Genomic DNA, 15162 nt, shown 5'->3' with positions numbered 1-15162 from the left:
GGTCCCGTCCCCATGAATGCTCCCGCCTCCCAGGCCACCGTCGACGCCGCGCGCCAGGCGCTCGCGCGCTCGATCGGCCTCGCCGCCTTCGTCTACGGCTATCCGCTGACCGAGACGTATCGCACCTGCGCGCTGCAGACCGCGCCGCGCGCCGAACGCCGGATCGGCACCTCGGCCGGCTCGGACGTGCGCGCGCCGATCAACACGCTGCACCATGCGCCGCGCCCCTCGACCCACGAGGACCGCGACGTGGTGACGCCGGCCAACGACCTGCTCTACACCATCGCCTGGATCCACCTGGCCGACGGCCCGATGCTGCTGAGCGTGCCCGCGGCCGCGCGACATCCGGGGCGCTACTTCGTGCTGCCGCTGTACGACGCCTACACCGAGAACTTCGAGAACCTCGGGCCGCGTAACTGCGATCCCGCGGGCGAGACCGTGGTGCTCGTGGGCCCGGCCGGCACGGTGCCCGAGGCGCTGGCCGCGCACCGCGTGGTGCGCTGCCCGACCGACCTGGTGTGGCTGATCGGCCGCATCCTGGTCGGCGACGAGGCCGACTGGCCCGCGGCGCGCGCGCTGCAGGCCGAGATCCGGCTCGCGCCCGCGCCCGGCACGGTGCCGCGCGGCCGCCCGGCGGCGATCGAGCGCTGGGTCGGCGAACCGGTCGATGCCATGGCGGCCGCCTTCGAGAACGGCGAGCCGGCCGCGCAGGTCGCGCCGCGCTTCTTCGCCAACCTCTGCCAGGCGCTCGCCGAAGCGCCGGGCCGCGTCGAGGACCGCGCGCTGGTGGCCTGGTTCGGCCAGGCCGGGCTGCGGCCCGATGCGGCCTTCGCGTGGGACACGCTCGACGCGCCGCTGCGCGAGGGCCTGGTCGAAGGTTTCACCGAGGGCGTGCGGGTGGTCGGCGCGGTGGGCCGGCACCACCGGCCCAAGGCCTGGGCCATGACGCCCGCCACCGGCCGCTACGGCAGCGAGTTCCTCGGCCGCGCGCGCACCGCCTACCTGGGCCTGGGCGCGCTGGCCACCAGCGAGGCCGTGTACGCCGCCTCGCACCACGACGCGACGCTGGAGCCGCTCGATGGCCGGCGCCGCTATGCGATGCGCTTCGAGGCCGACGACATGCCGCCGGCCGACGCCTTCTGGTCGGTGACGCTCTACGACAGCGACCGCTTCCTCTATCCCAACGCGATCGGCCGCCATGCGATCGGCGACCGCACGCAGGGCCTGCGACGCAGCGCCGACGGCAGCCTGGAACTGGTGCTGGGCCATGCACGGCCCGCCGATGCCGCCAACTGGCTGCCCGCGCCGGCCGGCCGCTTCTACCTGATCCTGCGCATGTACCACCCGCGCGAAGGCGTGCGCGCCTGGCGCATTCCGGCCCTGCAGCCGCAGGAGGACTGACGCCATGGCCACAACGATCGACGCCGGGCTCGACACCCTGGCCGAGGAGGCCGTGGTCTACGCCTGGCCGCTGTACGAGATGTGCCGCATGCGCGCGGCCACCTCGCCGCAACGCTGCGAGACCGCCGGCGAGGCACCGGCACCGCAACGCTGGTGCAACGTGTTCACCCATGCGCGCAAGCTGCTGGGCCCGGGCAAGAGCCGCGTCGTGACGCCGAACAACGACACGCTCTACACCAACGCCTGGCTCGACCTCGGCGCGGGCCCGCTGGTGATCGACGTGCCCGACACCGCGGGGCGCTACTACGTGCTGGGCCTGCTCGACTTCTATACCAACCCCTTCGCCCACATCGGCCAGCGGCTCACGGGCACGGCGGCGCGTTCCTTCGTGCTCGTGCCGCCCGGCTGGCGCGGCGAAGTGCCGGCCGCCTTCGACGCGCCCGGCGCGCGCATCGAGGCGCCCACGCGCTGGCTCTGGGTCATCGGCCGCATCCTGGTCGACGGGCCGCACGACCTGCCCGCCCTGCATGCGCTGCAGGATGGCTTCGTGGTGCGCACGCTGGCCGACTGGCAGGCCGGTGCGGCGCCCCGGCCGATGGCCTTCGATCCGGCCTGCGATCCGAAGGCGCCGCCGGACGCCGGGCATTTCGCGGCCCAGGTGCAGCGCGCGCTGCGCGAGAACCCGCCGCCCGCGCGCGATGCCGACCGGCTCGCGCGTTACGCGGCGCTCGGCCTGCACCCCGATGCCGGCGCGCTCGACGACACGCAGCGCGACCGGCTGCAGGACGCGCTGGCCCGCGTGCTGCCGCGGCTGCGTGCCACGGAAGCCGGCCGCGCGGCCGCCAGCGGCTGGGTCGCCATGCCCCCGGTCGAGGCCAACTTCGGCGACGACCACCGGATGCGCGCGCTGGTCGCGCTCAAGTACATCGGCATGCTCGAGAGCCGCGAGGCCACCTACCCGCTCGCCTGGCACGACGCCGCGGGCCGCGCGCTGCACGGCAACCACCGCTACACCTTGCGCTTCGGGCCCGGCGAGCTGCCGCCGGTCGAGGCCTTCTGGTCACTCACCATGTACGACAGCCGCGACTGCATGCTGGTCGACAACCCGATCGACCGCTACGCCATCGGCGACCGCACGCCGGCGCTGCGCCACGACGCCGACGGCGGCCTCACGCTGCGCATCCAGCATGCGGCGCCCGCGGACGAGGCCGCGCGCGCGAACTGGCTGCCCGCGCCCGCGGGCGCCTTCTACCTCTGCCTGCGCGCCTACGTGCCGCGCGCGGAGATGCTCGACGGCCGCTATGCGCTGCCGCCGCTTCAACGACTGGGAGACGACGCATGAGCAGCACACAGGAACAGGAGAAGCCCTTCCTCATCGTCGGCAGCGGCACCGAGACGGTGGCGCCGGGCCTGCACATCCTGCGCGGGCAGGGACAGTCCTTCGTGGCCGAGACCGATGTGGGCCTGGTGGTGATCGACGCCGGCCCGGGCGGCGCGGTGACGCAGGGCATGATCGACGCGGTGCGCGAACTCAGCGACGCGCCGCTGCATGCGCTGTGCTACAGCCACGGCCATGTGGGCTACAACGCCGGCGTGCCGATGTGGCTCGCGCATGCGGCGCAGCGCGGCGACGCGCCGCCGCGCGTGATCGCGCACCGCAACGTGCCGCGGCGCCTCGCGCGCTACCGCGAGACCGAGGCGCTGCAGCACCGCATGGCCGAGATCCAGTTCAACCGGCCCGCGGGCTTCTTCGCGCAGCGGCTGTCGATGCATGCGCCGACCGAGACCTTCGACGAGCGGCTGGCCATCGGCCACGGCGAGCGCGCCATCGAGCTGCGCTGGGCGCCCTCGGAGACCGACGACGCGATCGCGCTGTGGAGCCCCGCGCAGCGCGTGCTCTACGGCGGCGCGGCGCTGATCGATTCGATTCCCAACATCGGCACGCCCTTTCGCACCCTGCGCGACACGGTGCGCTGGGCCGACACGCTCGAGGCGCTGGCCGCGCTCGGCGCGCGCAAGGCGGTGCGCGAGTTCGGCGCCACGCTCGAGGGCGAGGACCAGGTGCGGCACGTGCTCACGCACACGGCGCGCGCCCTGCGCTGGCTGCGCGCCGAGGTGGTGCGGCTGATGAACGAGGGCCTCAACGAGCGCGAGCTGCTGGCGCGCATCCGCTGCCCCGACGAGCTGTTCGCGGTCGACTGGATGAAGCCCACCTACGGCGACCCGGCCTACATCGTGCGCGACATCTACCGCTCGGAGAACGGCTGGTGGGACCGCAACCCGACCAGCCTGCACCCCGAGCCGCCCGAGGCCGTCGGCCAGGCCGTGGCCGAGGCCATCACCGACAAGGCCGGCCTGATCGCGCGGGCGCGCGCGCTCGCGCAGCAGGGGCAATGGCAGCTCGCGCTGCACGTGATCGACCTGCTGGCCACCGCGCGCGGCGACGCGCCCGAGCTCGCCGAGGCACGCGCGCTCAAGGCCGAGTGGCTGCGCCAGCGCGCGCGGCAGGTGCCCAGCTACGTGTCGCGCAACCTCTACCGCGTGAGCGCCGACATGATCGAGCAGGGCACGCAGGCGCGCTTCGGTATCCAATGACTTCCCGAGGACCCGCATCCATGACCGCTTCTTTTCTCCGCACCGGCCTGTTCCTTGCCGGCCTCGCCGGCCTGCTGGCCACGGCCACCGCGCAGGGCGCCGAGGCCTATCCAGACAAACCCGTCACGCTGGTCGTGCCCACGGCCGCCGCGGGCGGCACCGACACCATCGCGCGCTTGATCGCCGATGCATTGGGCAAGTCGCTCAAGCAGCCCTTCGTGGTCGACAACCGGCCCGGCGCCAACGGCATCCTCGGCACCGAGCAGGTGGCGCGCGCGGCGCCCGACGGCTACCGGCTGCTGTTCACCTATGCCGCCGCGATGGTGGTGAACCCCAGCCTCTACCGCAAGCTGCCCTACGACCCGGTGAAGGACTTCGCGCCGGTGGCACAGATCGGCCGCGGCGGCAACCTGCTGCTGGTGCGCAACGACCTGCCCGTGAAGACGCTGGCCGACTTCGTCGCCTATGCCAAGGCGCGGCCCGACAAGCTCAGCTATTGCTCGTGGGGCAACGGCTCGGGCGGCCACCTGGCGATGGAAAGCCTCAAGAAGCAGGCCGGCCTGGTGATCGAGCACGTGCCCTACAAGGGCAGCGGCCCCTGCGTGCAAGACCTGATGGGCGGCCAGGTCGAGGCGGCCTTCGCCGACATGTCCTCGACGGTGGAGCTGGTGCGCGCCGGCCGGCTCCGGGCGCTGGCCAACAGCGGGCCCTCGCGCATCCCGATGCTGCCCGAGGTGCCGACGATGACCGAGTCCGGCTACCCGTTCACCACCTATGCCTGGTACGGCGTGCTGGCGCCCGCGAAGACGCCGCCGGCCATCGTGAAGAAGCTCAACGAGGCGGTGAACCGCGCGCTGCGGGACCCGGCCGTGGTGCAGCGCCTGCGCGAGCTCAACTTCACCGACCTGCCGCAGAACACGCCCGAGCAGTTCGCCGCGACCCTGCGCCAGGACCTGCGCGACTGGGGCGCGCTGGTCAAGGACATCGGGCTCCAGCCCGAATGAGGCGGCGGCCGGACCGAGGGTAAGCAAGATGGTCAAGCGCCCGCGCTTCTTGCAGACTGCGCGCTGATCGGCACGGTTCCTGCTCGTCGGCTCGACGACGGCCGCCGTGCCAGCGTCCGCGCCGACCATGACCGAGCTTCACTTCTCCCGCCACCTGAACGCCGAGGCCCAGGCACAGGCCTCGAGCCTGGACCACTGGGACCAGCACTACGAGCAGCTCTCGAACGGCCGCTTCGAGGGCCTGTCCGAGGACCTGCACCTGGGCTTCGTCCAGGTCTTCCACGAGCATGCGAACCAGACCCTGCTGCAGAACGGCCAGGGCCGCCCGGGCACGGTCTCGTTCGCCGTCACCGAGGTCGCGGGCAGCGGCAGCTGGTACTGCGGCCACGAGATCGAGGGCCGGCGCCTGATCGCGCTGTCGCCGCAGCGCGAATTCGAACTGCTGGCCGGCGCCGGCATGGACCTGATGGCGGTGTGCATCGACACCGCGCCGCTGGCCGAGCTCGCGGCCACGCTGTTCGGCGCCGACTTCGAGCTGCGCCTGCCCGAGCCGGCGCCGGTGCGCCAGCCGGGCTTCGACGAGAGCGAGCTGTCGAAGCTGCTGGGCGCGGCGCTGTCGCTGGCGCGCGGCAACCTCGCGCAGCTCGAGCAGCCGGCCGCGCGCCACATGCTGTCGCTCTCGCTGGCCGACGCGGTGCTGCACTGCATCGGCTGCGACGCCTTCGAAACCCGGCTGCCGCCCGGCACGGTGGCACGGCGCCACATCGTGGCGCTGGCGCGCGAGTACATGCGGGCCCATGCCGACGAGGCCATCAGCGTGCCCGACCTCTGCGCGGCCACCGGCGTGTCGCGCCGCGCGCTGCAGTACGCCTTCGAGGACGTGGTGCACCTGAGTCCCGTGACCTATCTGCGCGTGATGCGCCTGAACCGGGTGCGGCGCGAGCTGCAGACGCACCGGCGCGACAGCATCGGCGACGTGGCGGCGCGCTGGGGCTTCTGGCACCTGTCGCGCTTCGCGGCCGATTACAGCCGGCTGTTCGGCGAGCTGCCTTCCGCCACGCGCGCGCGCTGGCTTGCCGAATCCGGCTAACCGCCGCGCGGGCCGCGCCCTTAACTTCGCTGTCGCTCGTCACAACATGCGAAGAAAAGGGAACAGTCGTCCATGCGCAGCAGCCACCATCGAACGCCGGTCCGCGGCACCACCCGCACCCTTCTTGCCACCGCGCTCGCGCTGGCCCTCGGCCCGCTCGCGGCCGGCGGCGCCCAGGCCCATGGCGGCGCGGCCCACATGGTGCCGCTCAAGAAGACGGTCGAGGATTTCGGCGCCACCGTGCGCTTCGACAGCTTCGCCAACGTCTACACGGTGGCGCGCAACGGCACGCTGGTGCGCATCAAGCCCGGCTCGAAGACCGCGCTGATCAACGGCCAGCCGCTGCAGCTCGACGTGCCGGTGGTGCTGCGCAAGGGCGCGGCCTGGGTGCCGCACGACTTCATCAACCAGGTGTTCCAGTCCAGCCTGGACCGCACCTTCGTGGTCGAGCGCACGCCGAATCCGCTCAATCCGCTGTCGGCCGAGGAGATCCAGGTCGCGCTCGAGACCATCAAGGCCTCGGGCAACTACAGGCCCGGCCTGCGCTTCACCGAGATCAGCCTCAAGCGCCCGCCCAAGGACCAGGTCTGGGCCTTCGCGCTCTCGGGCCAGCCGGTGCGCGCCGCGCGGCAGGCCAGCTTCGTCGCGCTCGACGGCAAGAAGGTGATCGAGGGCAGCATCGACCTTGCGGCACGCAAGCTGCTCGAGTGGAAGCCGGTGGAAGGCGCGCACGGCATGGTGCTGCTCGACGACTTCGCCACCGTGCAGAGCGCGATCGAGGCCAGCGCCGACTACGCGAAGGCGCTCGCCACGCGCGGCATCGACGACGTGAAGAAGGTGGTGGCCACGCCGCTGACCGTGGGCTACTTCGACGGCAAGGATTCGCTGCGCCAGGAGGACCGCCTGCTCAAGGTGGTGAGCTACCTCGACGTGGGCGACGGCAACTACTGGGCGCACCCGATCGAGGGCCTGGTGGCGGTGGTCGACCTCGAGCAGAAGAAGGTGCTGAAGATCGAGGACGGCGGCCTGGTGCCGGTGCCGCTCAAGCCCACGCCCTACGACGGCCGCGACCGTGCCGGCACGCCCGCGCCCAAGCCGCTGGAGATCACCGAGCCCGAGGGCAAGAACTACACCATCGCCGGCAACATGCTGCACTGGCGCAACTGGGACTTCCATCTGCGGCTCGACTCGCGCGTGGGCCTGGTGCTCTCGACCGTGACCTACAACGACAAGGGCACCAAGCGCAAGGTGATGTACGAGGGCTCGCTGGGCGGGATGATCGTGCCCTACGGCGACCCCGACACCGGCTGGTACTTCAAGGCCTACCTCGACTCGGGCGAGTACGGCATGGGCACGCTGACCTCGCCGATCGAGCCCGAGAAGGACGCGCCGCAGAACGCGGTGCTGCTCGACGCCACGCTGGCCGACTACACCGGCGCGCCCGTGAAGGTGCCGCGCGCGATCGCGGTCTTCGAGCGCTATGCCGATCCCGAGTTCAAGCACCAGGAGATGGGCAAGCCCAACGTGAGCACCGAGCGGCGCGAACTGGTGGTGCGCTGGATCAGCACGGTGGGCAACTACGACTACCTGTTCGACTGGGTGTTCGCCGAGAACGGCACCATCGGCATCAACGCGGGCGCCACCGGCATCGAGGCCGTGAAGGGCGTGAAGTCGCGCACCATGCAGGACGCGACCGCCGCCGAGGACACGCGCTACGGCACCCTGCTCGACCACCACATCGTCGGCACCACGCACCAGCACATCTACAACTTCCGGCTCGACCTCGACGTGGACGGCGAGAACAACTCGCTGACCGAGGTCGACCCGGTGGTGCTGCCCAACACCCGCGGCGGCCCGCGCACCAGCACCATGCAGACGGTGCAGCGCACGGTGGCGACCGAGCGGCAGGCGGCGCAGAAGTTCGACCCGTCGACGATCCGGCTGCTGAGCAATCCGGCGAAGAACAACAAGGTCGGCAACCCGGTCTCGTACCAGCTCATTCCCTACGCGGGCGGCACGCACCCGATCGCCAAGGGCGCCAACTTCGCGCAGGACGAGTGGATCAACCACCGCCTGAGCTTCATGGACCGCCAGCTCTGGGTGACGCGCTACGACCCCGAGGAGCAGTTCCCCGAGGGCAAGTACCCGAACCGCTCGAACAAGGACACCGGCCTGGGCCAGTTCACCGCCGACGACCAGGCGATCGTGAACACCGACAACGTGGTCTGGCTCACCACCGGCACCACCCACGTCGCACGCGCCGAGGAATGGCCGATCATGCCCACCGAGTGGGTGCATGCGCTGCTCAAGCCCTGGAACTTCTTCGACGAGACGCCGACGCTGGGGCTGAACCGGCCGGCGAAGCCGGCCAAGTAAGGAGCTGCTGCATGGCGGACACCGAGGCCATCGGCCGGCTCGAGGACCTGATGACGCTGGCGCCCGAGCTGCAGGCGCCCACCTACCGCCACATGGACCGGCTCTATGCGACGCGCACGATCCGGCGCGGCGCGCACGTTCACCCGCTGCCCGCGGGCCGCGCGGTCGACGTGCGCTACCGCGCGGGCGACGCAGAGTTCGGCATCGATGCGTTCATGGCGCGCAACCGCACGGCCGGCCTGCTGGTGCTCAAGAACGGCCAGGTGGTGCTCGAGCGCCATGCGATGGGCAACGACGCGGCCACGCGCTGGATGTCGTTCTCGGTCGCGAAGTCGATCGCCTCCACGCTCGTGGGCGCGGCGCTGCACGACGGCCTGATCGCGAGCCTGGACGACGCGGTGGTCGCCTACGTGCCCGCGCTGCGCGGCTCGGCCTACGACGGCGTCACGCTGCGGCAGGTGCTGCAGATGAGCTCGGGCGTGGCCTGGAACGAGGACTACCTCGACCCGGCCTCCGACCGCCGCCGCATGCTGCGCGCGCAGCTCGACCAGGACGCGGGCGCGGTGCTGGCCTTCATGGCGACGCTGCCGCGCGTGGCGCCGGCCGGCACGCGCTTCAACTACAGCACCGGCGAGACCTACCTGGTCGGCAGGATCCTGGCCGGCGCGCTGAGCGAGCCGATCGGCGACTACCTGTCGCGCAAGATCTGGGCGCCCTTCGGCATGGAGGCCGATGCCTATTGGCAGCTCGATGCGCCGGGTGGCCAGGAGTTCGCGGGCAGCGGCGTCAACGCGACCCTGCGCGATTTCGGCCGCTTCGGCCTGTTCATCCTCGGCGGCGGCATGGCCGGCGGACAGCGCGTGCTGCCCGAGGGCTGGCTGCGCGACGCCACGCGCGCCGACCCCGCGCAGCGGCTCGCGCCCGGCACGCTCGAGGGCTACGAGCCGATGGGATACGGCTACCAGTGGTGGACCTTCCCGCTCGGCGCGCAGGCGTTGCCCGAACTCGACGGCGGCCTGTTCGCCGCGCTCGGCATCTTCGGGCAGCAGCTCTACATCCATCCGAAGGAGCAGCTCGTGGTCGCGATCCACAGCGCCTGGCCGCAGCCGGTGCACGGGCCGAGCCTGGTCGAGACGCATGCGCTGCTGGGCGCGCTGGCGGGCGCGCTGCGCGCCTAGGCCTACTTCGCCAGCGCCTTCAGCGCCAGCTTGATGCCGTCGCTCACGCTCACGTCCTTCGGCAGTGCCTTGAGCGCGGCGGCCGCTTCCTTGTCGCTGTAGCCCAGCGCCACCAGCGCCTGCAGGATGTCGGCCTGGGCATCGGAGGCCGCATGCGCGGGCAGGCCGATGTCGGCGCCGAGCTTGCCCTTGAGCTCGAGCAGGAGGCGTTCGGCGATCTTCTTGCCGATGCCGGGCACCTTCACCAGCCGGCCGGCCTCCTGCAGGGTGACGGCCTGCGAGAGCTCGCCCACGCTCATGCCCGAGAGCACGCCCAGCGCGGTGCGCGGGCCCACGCCCGAGATCTTGATGAGCTGGCGGAAGGCGGCGCGCTCCTCGGCGCTGCCGAAGCCGTAGAGAATCTGCGCGTCCTCGCGCACGATGAAGTGCGTGAGCAACGAGATCTTGGCGCCGACGCCGGGCAGGTTGTAGAAGGTGCTCATCGGCACGTCGACCTCGTAGCCGACGCCGTTGCAGTCGATCACCACCTGCGGCGGATTGCGTTCGGCGAGTATCCCGGTGAGTTTGCCTATCATTGGCGCCCCCCCGACGCTTGCGGCGCTTCCCGCCTTGGGTTGCATTTTCTGGAGCAGGGCCGGTCTTGCATGGGCTACCAATAAAGATGGAAATGGAAACCGCGTGATTCTGCGACACACCTTCGCTCCGCCCAACAACACGCGCCTGGGCCACCTGTGCGGCCCGCTCGACGCCCACCTGCGCCGCATCGAGGAGGCGCTCGCGGTGAAGATCGCGCACCGCCACGAGCAGTTCAAGATCGACGGCCCCAAGGTCAACGCCCAGCGCGCGATGGACGTGCTGCAGGCGCTCTACGAGATCGCCCAGCGACCGATCGACGCGGCGGTGGTGCAGCTCACGCTGGCCGGCGACGGCTCGATGGACGAGGACGTGGACGGCGCGGTCACGCTCGCCACCCGGCGCGCCGACCTGCGCGCGCGCACGCCCACGCAGAGCCTGTACCTCGACAACATCGCCAAGCACGACATCACCTTCGGCATCGGCCCGGCCGGCACCGGCAAGACCTACCTCGCGGTGGCCTGCGCGGTCGATGCGCTCGAGCGCAGCGCGGTGCAGCGCATCGTGCTCACGCGCCCGGCGGTCGAGGCCGGTGAACGCCTGGGCTTCCTGCCCGGCGACCTGACGCAGAAGGTCGACCCCTACCTGCGGCCGCTGTACGACGCGCTCTACGACCTGATGGGCTTCGAGAAGGTGCAGAAGGCCTTCGAGCGCAACGCGCTGGAGATCGCGCCGCTGGCCTTCATGCGCGGGCGCACGCTCAACAACGCCTTCGTGATCCTCGACGAGGCGCAGAACACCACGCCCGAGCAGATGAAGATGTTCCTCACGCGCATCGGCTTCGGCGCCAAGGCGGTGGTGACGGGCGACGTGAGCCAGATCGACCTGCCCAAGCAGCAGCTCAGCGGACTGATCGACGCCGAGCGCGTGCTGCGGCGCGTGAACGGCATCGCGATCACGCATTTCACGAGCGCCGACGTGGTGCGCCATCCGCTGGTGGCGCGCATCGTCGACGCCTACGACGGCCAGCGCAAGCGCGCCGGCGCGGGCGGGCACTGAGATGGCGCTGGCCGCACTCACCCTGTCGCTGCAGTTCGGACGCTTCAAGGGCGTGGAACGGCACCGCGCCGCGCTGCCGCGCCACGGCGTGACGCGCTGGATCCGCCATGCGCTCGATGCCGACGCCGAGATCACGGTGCGCATCGTCGATGCCGACGAGGGCCAGCAGCTGAACCGCGAATTCCGCGGCAAGGACTACGCGACCAACGTGCTGACCTTCGACTATGCGCAGGCGCCCGTGGTCATGGCCGACCTGGTGCTGTGCGCGCCGGTGGTGGCGCGCGAGGCGAAGGAGCAGCGCAAGACGCTGGCCGCGCACTATGCGCACCTGCTGGTGCACGGCACGCTGCATGCGCAGGGCTGGGACCACGAGACCGGCGAGGAAGACGCCGAGGCGATGGAGGCGCGCGAGATCGAGATCCTCGCGGGGCTGGGCATCCGCGATCCCTACAACCGCTGAGACCCGCGCGCCGATGACCATGGATGACACCGACCCGTGGCTCGTGCGCTGGCTGCCGCTGCTGGCCGAATGCGCGGGCGCCGACCCGGTGCTCGAACTGGGCTGCGGCGACGGCCGCGACAGCGCCACGCTGGCGGCCGCGGGGCTGCGCGTGGAGGCGATCGAGCTGTCGGCACGCGCGGCGGATGCCGCGCGCGAGCGGCGCCTGGCGGGCGTGCGCGTGCACAACCAGGATTTCCGCGCGCCCTTTCCGCTGGCCGAGGGACAGCGCATCGGCGTCGTGCTCGCGAGCCTGTCGCTGCACTACTTCGAATGGGCGCAGACGCTGGAACTGGTCGAGCGCATCCATGCGCTGCTGCGGCCCGGCGGCGTGCTGCTGTGCCGGCTCAACTCGGTCAACGACCGGCACTACGGCGGGCGCGGCCCGGGGCGCGCGGACGAGGACAACCTCTACCTCGTCGATGGCGCGCCGAAGCGCTTCTTCGAGCGCGGCACGGTGCAGCGGCTGTTCGCGCGCGGCTGGCGCATCGCGCAGCTCGAGGAACTGAGCTTCGACCGCTACGAGCACCCGAAGGTGGCGTGGGAAGCGCTGCTGCGGCGCGACTGAACCAGGGGGCGCCGCCCTCAGCTCATCTGCAGCGGAATCGTGACCGGCCCGTCGTTGAGCAGGTGCACCTGCATGTCGGCGCCGAACTCGCCCGTGGCCACCACGGGATGCGCGGCGCGCGCTTGGGCGACGAAGTAGTCGTAGAGCCGGCGGCCCTCGTCGGGCGGCGCCGCGAGCGTGAAGCTCGGACGGTTGCCGCCGTTCACGTCGGCCGCGAGCGTGAACTGGCTCACCACCAGCAGGCCGCCGCCGATGTCCTGCACGCTGCGGTTCATCTTGCCGGCCTCGTCGGAGAAGATGCGCAGCTTGAGCATCTTGGCGAGCATGCGGTCGGCCGCGGCATCGGTGTCGCCGCGCTCGGCGCACAGCAGCACCAGCAGGCCGGCGCCGATCTCGCCGACGGTGCGGCCCGCGATGTCGACGCGCGCCTGCGCCACGCGCTGGAGCACTGCTTTCATGGATGGGATTCCTCGGGGGTATCTGACGGAAGCCGGGTGGCGCGGGCTTCCATGCCCAGCGGCAGCAGCTGGATGGTCACGCGCAGGCCGGGCACCGCGTCCATCAGGGCCTGCTCGAGCGCGTCGCGCAGGGCGGCGGCGCGCTCCAGGGTCCAGTCGCCGGGCACGTGCATGTGCAGGTCGGCGAAGCGGCGCTGGCCGGCACTGCGCGTGAAGATGTCGTCGAAGCGCAGCCGGCCGCCCTCGGGCACGCCGGCGGCGAAGCGCTCGAGCGTGGCGCGCAGCAGCGCCTGGGTCTCGGGCTCGAGCGCCTGGTCCATCAGGCCCTGCGAGGAGCGCCAGACCAGCTTCGCGCCCTCGCGCGCGATGTTCAGTGCCACGCCGATGGCCAGCAACGGGTCGAGCCAGAGCCAGCCGGTGAAATGCACGGCGACGATGCCCACCAGCACCGCGGCCGAGGTCCAGACGTCGGCCATCAGGTGGCGCGCGTCGGCCTCGAGCGCGATCGAGCGGCGGGCCTGGGCGGCGCGGAACAGCAGCCACGCGAGCCCGGCGTTCAGGCCCGAGCTGACGATCGACAGCGCGAGGCCCCAGCCGAGCTGCTCGAGCGGCTGCGGCGCCAGCAGCCGCTGCACCGAGACCCAGAAAATGGCGACGGCCGCGCCCACGATGAGGATGCCCTCGAAGCCCGAGGAGAAGTACTCGGCCTTGTGGTGGCCGTAGGGGTGGCCTTCGTCGGCCGGGCGTTCGGCGATCGTCACCATGGCCAGCGCGAAGGTGGCGCTCGCCAGGTTGACGAAGGACTCCATGGCGTCCGAGATCAGGCCCATCGAATGGGTGATGTAGCCCGCGAGGCCCTTGAGCACAATCGTGACCAGGGCCACCGCGATGGAGGCCCTCAGCAATGTCTTGGGTGTGAGATTCATGCGTGCCCGAACGGCGATGACGGCGACAGGCGACAGGAAAAACGGTAAAAGGCCGCAGTTAGCCACCGAATTATCATGTTCGTGTCCAGGTGTAACGCCTTCGCATTAATAATTGTGTCCGCCCCGAAACAGTTCGCGGAAAACCCGATGATGCACAAGAAATTCCTCCTGCCCCTGCTGGGCTGCGCGCTGCTTGGCGCCGCGGCGATCTCGCAGGCGCAGACCGCCCCGAGCACTCCGGCCGCCGCGCCGGCCCCCACCACTGCCGCTCCCGCCGCGGCCGCCCCCGAGCGCCAAGCCGGCTTCGTGAAGTCGGTGCGTGGCGACGTCAAGCTGCTGAGCGCCGCCGCCACCGCCCGCAACGCCGTGCCCGGCGACGCCCTGGCCTCGGTCGACCGGATCGTGACCGGCCCCGACTCCTCGGCCGCGGTCGTGCTGCGCGACGACACCACGCTGGTGGTTGGCCCCTCCTCGCGGCTCGATCTCAAGCAGTTCCACTTCGACGCCACCACCCACGAAGGCGGGCTGCTGGTTTCGCTGCTGCGCGGCTCGATGCGCATGATCACCGGCCTGATCGGCAAGACCAACCCCGACGCGGTGCGTGTGGAGACGCAGACGGCGACCATCGGCATCCGCGGCACCGACTTCATCGTCCAGACCGACGGCCAGCCATGATGCGTTCCGGTTCCAGTTCCCTCGTTTCCTCCCGCCTGCGCTTCCTCGGTGCCGCGTTGCTGGTCGCGCTGCTCGCGGCCTGTTCCTCGCCCGCCACCCGCGTGGTGCTGCTGCCGCAGGCCGACGGCTCCGCCTCGGCGGTGGTGGTGCGCGCCAAGAACGGCGAGGAGGTGCTCTCGCAACCCTACCAGCGCGCCACGGCCAAGCAGGGCGCCTCGGGCGCGCCGGTGGTCGACGCCGCCGATGCGGCCAAGGTGCAGGCCGAGAACAAGCCGCTGTTCGACATGCGTCCGCCGCCGTCGCAGCGCTACACGGTGTACTTCGAGCTCGGCACCATCACGCTGACGGCCGCCTCGCAGAAGATCATGGAGGAGGCGCTGGCCGCCGCGCAGGCGCGCCCGGGCGGCGACATCGTCGTGGTCGGCCACACCGACACCAAGGGCACGCTGCAGAACAACGACGCGCTCTCGCGCCGCCGCGCGCAGGAAGTGGCCCAGCTCTTCATCGAGCGCCGCTTCCCGGCCAACCGCATCGAGGCCGCAGGCCGCGGCGAACGCGAACTGGCGGTGCCGACGGCCGACGAGGTCGACGAGCCGCGCAACCGGCGCGTGACGATCGAAGTGCGCTGAGGCGCGCCCCTCGCGCAAAAAAGGCCGGGATCGACCCGGCCTTTTTGCTTTGGGTGACCCGTCCTGCCCAGGGTTGACACCTTTTCCTTCGAGAAAAGGCGAGTCAATGGAATCAGGCGTCAAACGCACAC

Annotated in this window: 15 protein-coding genes; 12 read left to right on the top strand and 3 right to left on the bottom strand. The window is 71.3% G+C overall.

The genetic code is table 11. The features are described from left to right. Positions 1 to 12 precede the first annotated feature (12 nt). From AC07RV_RS43950 to AC07RV_RS43920, 7 genes are all read left to right on the top strand, one after another. Positions 13 to 1401: a DUF1254 domain-containing protein gene (locus tag AC07RV_RS43950; RefSeq protein ID WP_296782972.1), complete on the top strand. Its 1389-nt coding sequence runs from the start codon at positions 13 to 15 to the stop codon at positions 1399 to 1401. A 4-nt stretch (positions 1402 to 1405) separates the two neighbouring features. After that, positions 1406 to 2743 carry a DUF1254 domain-containing protein gene (locus tag AC07RV_RS43945; protein WP_296782974.1) on the top strand — a complete coding sequence of 446 codons (1338 nt, stop codon included), beginning with the start codon at positions 1406 to 1408 and terminating at the stop codon, positions 2741 to 2743. Further along, positions 2740 to 3996: an alkyl sulfatase dimerization domain-containing protein gene (locus AC07RV_RS43940; protein ID WP_296782975.1), complete on the top strand. Its 1257-nt coding sequence runs from the start codon at positions 2740 to 2742 to the stop codon at positions 3994 to 3996. The genes AC07RV_RS43945 and AC07RV_RS43940 overlap by 4 nt, the downstream gene beginning before the upstream one ends. Positions 3997 to 4016: 20 nt before the next feature. Next, positions 4017 to 5000, top strand: a complete 984-nt coding sequence (locus tag AC07RV_RS43935) for a Bug family tripartite tricarboxylate transporter substrate binding protein (protein ID WP_296782976.1) — start codon at positions 4017 to 4019, stop codon at positions 4998 to 5000. A gap of 127 nt (positions 5001 to 5127) precedes the next feature. Then, on the top strand, positions 5128 to 6090 hold the full coding sequence (locus AC07RV_RS43930) for a helix-turn-helix domain-containing protein (protein ID WP_057590771.1): 963 nt from the start codon (positions 5128 to 5130) through the stop codon (positions 6088 to 6090). A gap of 72 nt (positions 6091 to 6162) precedes the next feature. Further along, positions 6163 to 8466 (top strand): primary-amine oxidase, encoded by a 2304-nt coding sequence (gene tynA, locus AC07RV_RS43925; RefSeq protein ID WP_296782977.1) that lies wholly within the window; start codon positions 6163 to 6165, stop codon positions 8464 to 8466. An 11-nt stretch (positions 8467 to 8477) separates the two neighbouring features. Then, positions 8478 to 9644: a serine hydrolase domain-containing protein gene (locus AC07RV_RS43920; RefSeq protein WP_296782978.1), complete on the top strand. Its 1167-nt coding sequence runs from the start codon at positions 8478 to 8480 to the stop codon at positions 9642 to 9644. A gap of 2 nt (positions 9645 to 9646) precedes the next feature. On the opposite strand, the gene ruvA is transcribed toward AC07RV_RS43920, so the two are convergent. After that, complete coding sequence (ruvA, locus tag AC07RV_RS43915; RefSeq protein ID WP_093348037.1) at positions 9647 to 10219, bottom strand: Holliday junction branch migration protein RuvA; 573 nt, start codon at positions 10217 to 10219, stop codon at positions 9647 to 9649. A gap of 103 nt (positions 10220 to 10322) precedes the next feature. Between ruvA and AC07RV_RS43910 the strand changes: the two genes are divergently transcribed. Genes AC07RV_RS43910 through AC07RV_RS43900 form a run of 3 tightly spaced genes read left to right on the top strand, consistent with a single transcriptional unit; the run spans position 10323 to position 12343 of the window. Next, positions 10323 to 11276: a PhoH family protein gene (locus tag AC07RV_RS43910; RefSeq protein WP_296782979.1), complete on the top strand. Its 954-nt coding sequence runs from the start codon at positions 10323 to 10325 to the stop codon at positions 11274 to 11276. Between the two features lies 1 nt (position 11277). Further along, positions 11278 to 11736 carry an rRNA maturation RNase YbeY gene (gene ybeY, locus AC07RV_RS43905; RefSeq protein WP_093348042.1) on the top strand — a complete coding sequence of 153 codons (459 nt, stop codon included), beginning with the start codon at positions 11278 to 11280 and terminating at the stop codon, positions 11734 to 11736. A 19-nt stretch (positions 11737 to 11755) separates the two neighbouring features. Continuing rightward, a complete protein-coding gene (locus tag AC07RV_RS43900) occupies positions 11756 to 12343 on the top strand; it encodes a class I SAM-dependent methyltransferase (RefSeq protein ID WP_296782981.1) in 588 nt (195 codons plus the stop codon). A gap of 17 nt (positions 12344 to 12360) precedes the next feature. On the opposite strand, the gene dtd is transcribed toward AC07RV_RS43900, so the two are convergent. Further along, complete coding sequence (dtd, locus tag AC07RV_RS43895; protein WP_296782983.1) at positions 12361 to 12801, bottom strand: D-aminoacyl-tRNA deacylase; 441 nt, start codon at positions 12799 to 12801, stop codon at positions 12361 to 12363. Then, complete coding sequence (locus AC07RV_RS43890) at positions 12798 to 13727, bottom strand: cation diffusion facilitator family transporter (RefSeq protein ID WP_296782985.1); 930 nt, start codon at positions 13725 to 13727, stop codon at positions 12798 to 12800. The genes dtd and AC07RV_RS43890 overlap by 4 nt, the downstream gene beginning before the upstream one ends. 150 nt (positions 13728 to 13877) lie before the next feature. Here AC07RV_RS43890 and AC07RV_RS43885 point away from each other — a divergent pair, with 150 nt between their 5' ends. Further along, positions 13878 to 14402: a FecR family protein gene (locus AC07RV_RS43885; protein ID WP_444814426.1), complete on the top strand. Its 525-nt coding sequence runs from the start codon at positions 13878 to 13880 to the stop codon at positions 14400 to 14402. After that, a complete protein-coding gene (locus tag AC07RV_RS43880) occupies positions 14399 to 15031 on the top strand; it encodes an OmpA family protein (RefSeq protein WP_256222743.1) in 633 nt (210 codons plus the stop codon). The genes AC07RV_RS43885 and AC07RV_RS43880 overlap by 4 nt, the downstream gene beginning before the upstream one ends. The last annotated feature ends 131 nt before the right edge of the window (positions 15032 to 15162 follow it).

This window comes from Variovorax sp. GW821-FHT09B01, assembly GCF_059418345.1.
Note: the sequence above shows the minus strand (reverse complement) of the source record. Positions and strands in the feature narration are given on the sequence as shown.

Coding starts and splice junctions, on each gene's coding strand:
- AC07RV_RS43950 (WP_296782972.1), top strand. CDS start 13: ATGAATGCTCCCGCCTCCCAGGCCACCGTCGACGCCGCGCGCCAGGCG.
- AC07RV_RS43945 (WP_296782974.1), top strand. CDS start 1,406: ATGGCCACAACGATCGACGCCGGGCTCGACACCCTGGCCGAGGAGGCC.
- AC07RV_RS43940 (WP_296782975.1), top strand. CDS start 2,740: ATGAGCAGCACACAGGAACAGGAGAAGCCCTTCCTCATCGTCGGCAGC.
- AC07RV_RS43935 (WP_296782976.1), top strand. CDS start 4,017: ATGACCGCTTCTTTTCTCCGCACCGGCCTGTTCCTTGCCGGCCTCGCC.
- AC07RV_RS43930 (WP_057590771.1), top strand. CDS start 5,128: ATGACCGAGCTTCACTTCTCCCGCCACCTGAACGCCGAGGCCCAGGCA.
- tynA (WP_296782977.1), top strand. CDS start 6,163: ATGCGCAGCAGCCACCATCGAACGCCGGTCCGCGGCACCACCCGCACC.
- AC07RV_RS43920 (WP_296782978.1), top strand. CDS start 8,478: ATGGCGGACACCGAGGCCATCGGCCGGCTCGAGGACCTGATGACGCTG.
- ruvA (WP_093348037.1), bottom strand. CDS start 10,219: ATGATAGGCAAACTCACCGGGATACTCGCCGAACGCAATCCGCCGCAG.
- ybeY (WP_093348042.1), top strand. CDS start 11,278: ATGGCGCTGGCCGCACTCACCCTGTCGCTGCAGTTCGGACGCTTCAAG.
- AC07RV_RS43900 (WP_296782981.1), top strand. CDS start 11,756: ATGGATGACACCGACCCGTGGCTCGTGCGCTGGCTGCCGCTGCTGGCC.
- dtd (WP_296782983.1), bottom strand. CDS start 12,801: ATGAAAGCAGTGCTCCAGCGCGTGGCGCAGGCGCGCGTCGACATCGCG.
- AC07RV_RS43890 (WP_296782985.1), bottom strand. CDS start 13,727: ATGAATCTCACACCCAAGACATTGCTGAGGGCCTCCATCGCGGTGGCC.
- AC07RV_RS43885 (WP_444814426.1), top strand. CDS start 13,878: ATGCACAAGAAATTCCTCCTGCCCCTGCTGGGCTGCGCGCTGCTTGGC.
- AC07RV_RS43880 (WP_256222743.1), top strand. CDS start 14,399: ATGATGCGTTCCGGTTCCAGTTCCCTCGTTTCCTCCCGCCTGCGCTTC.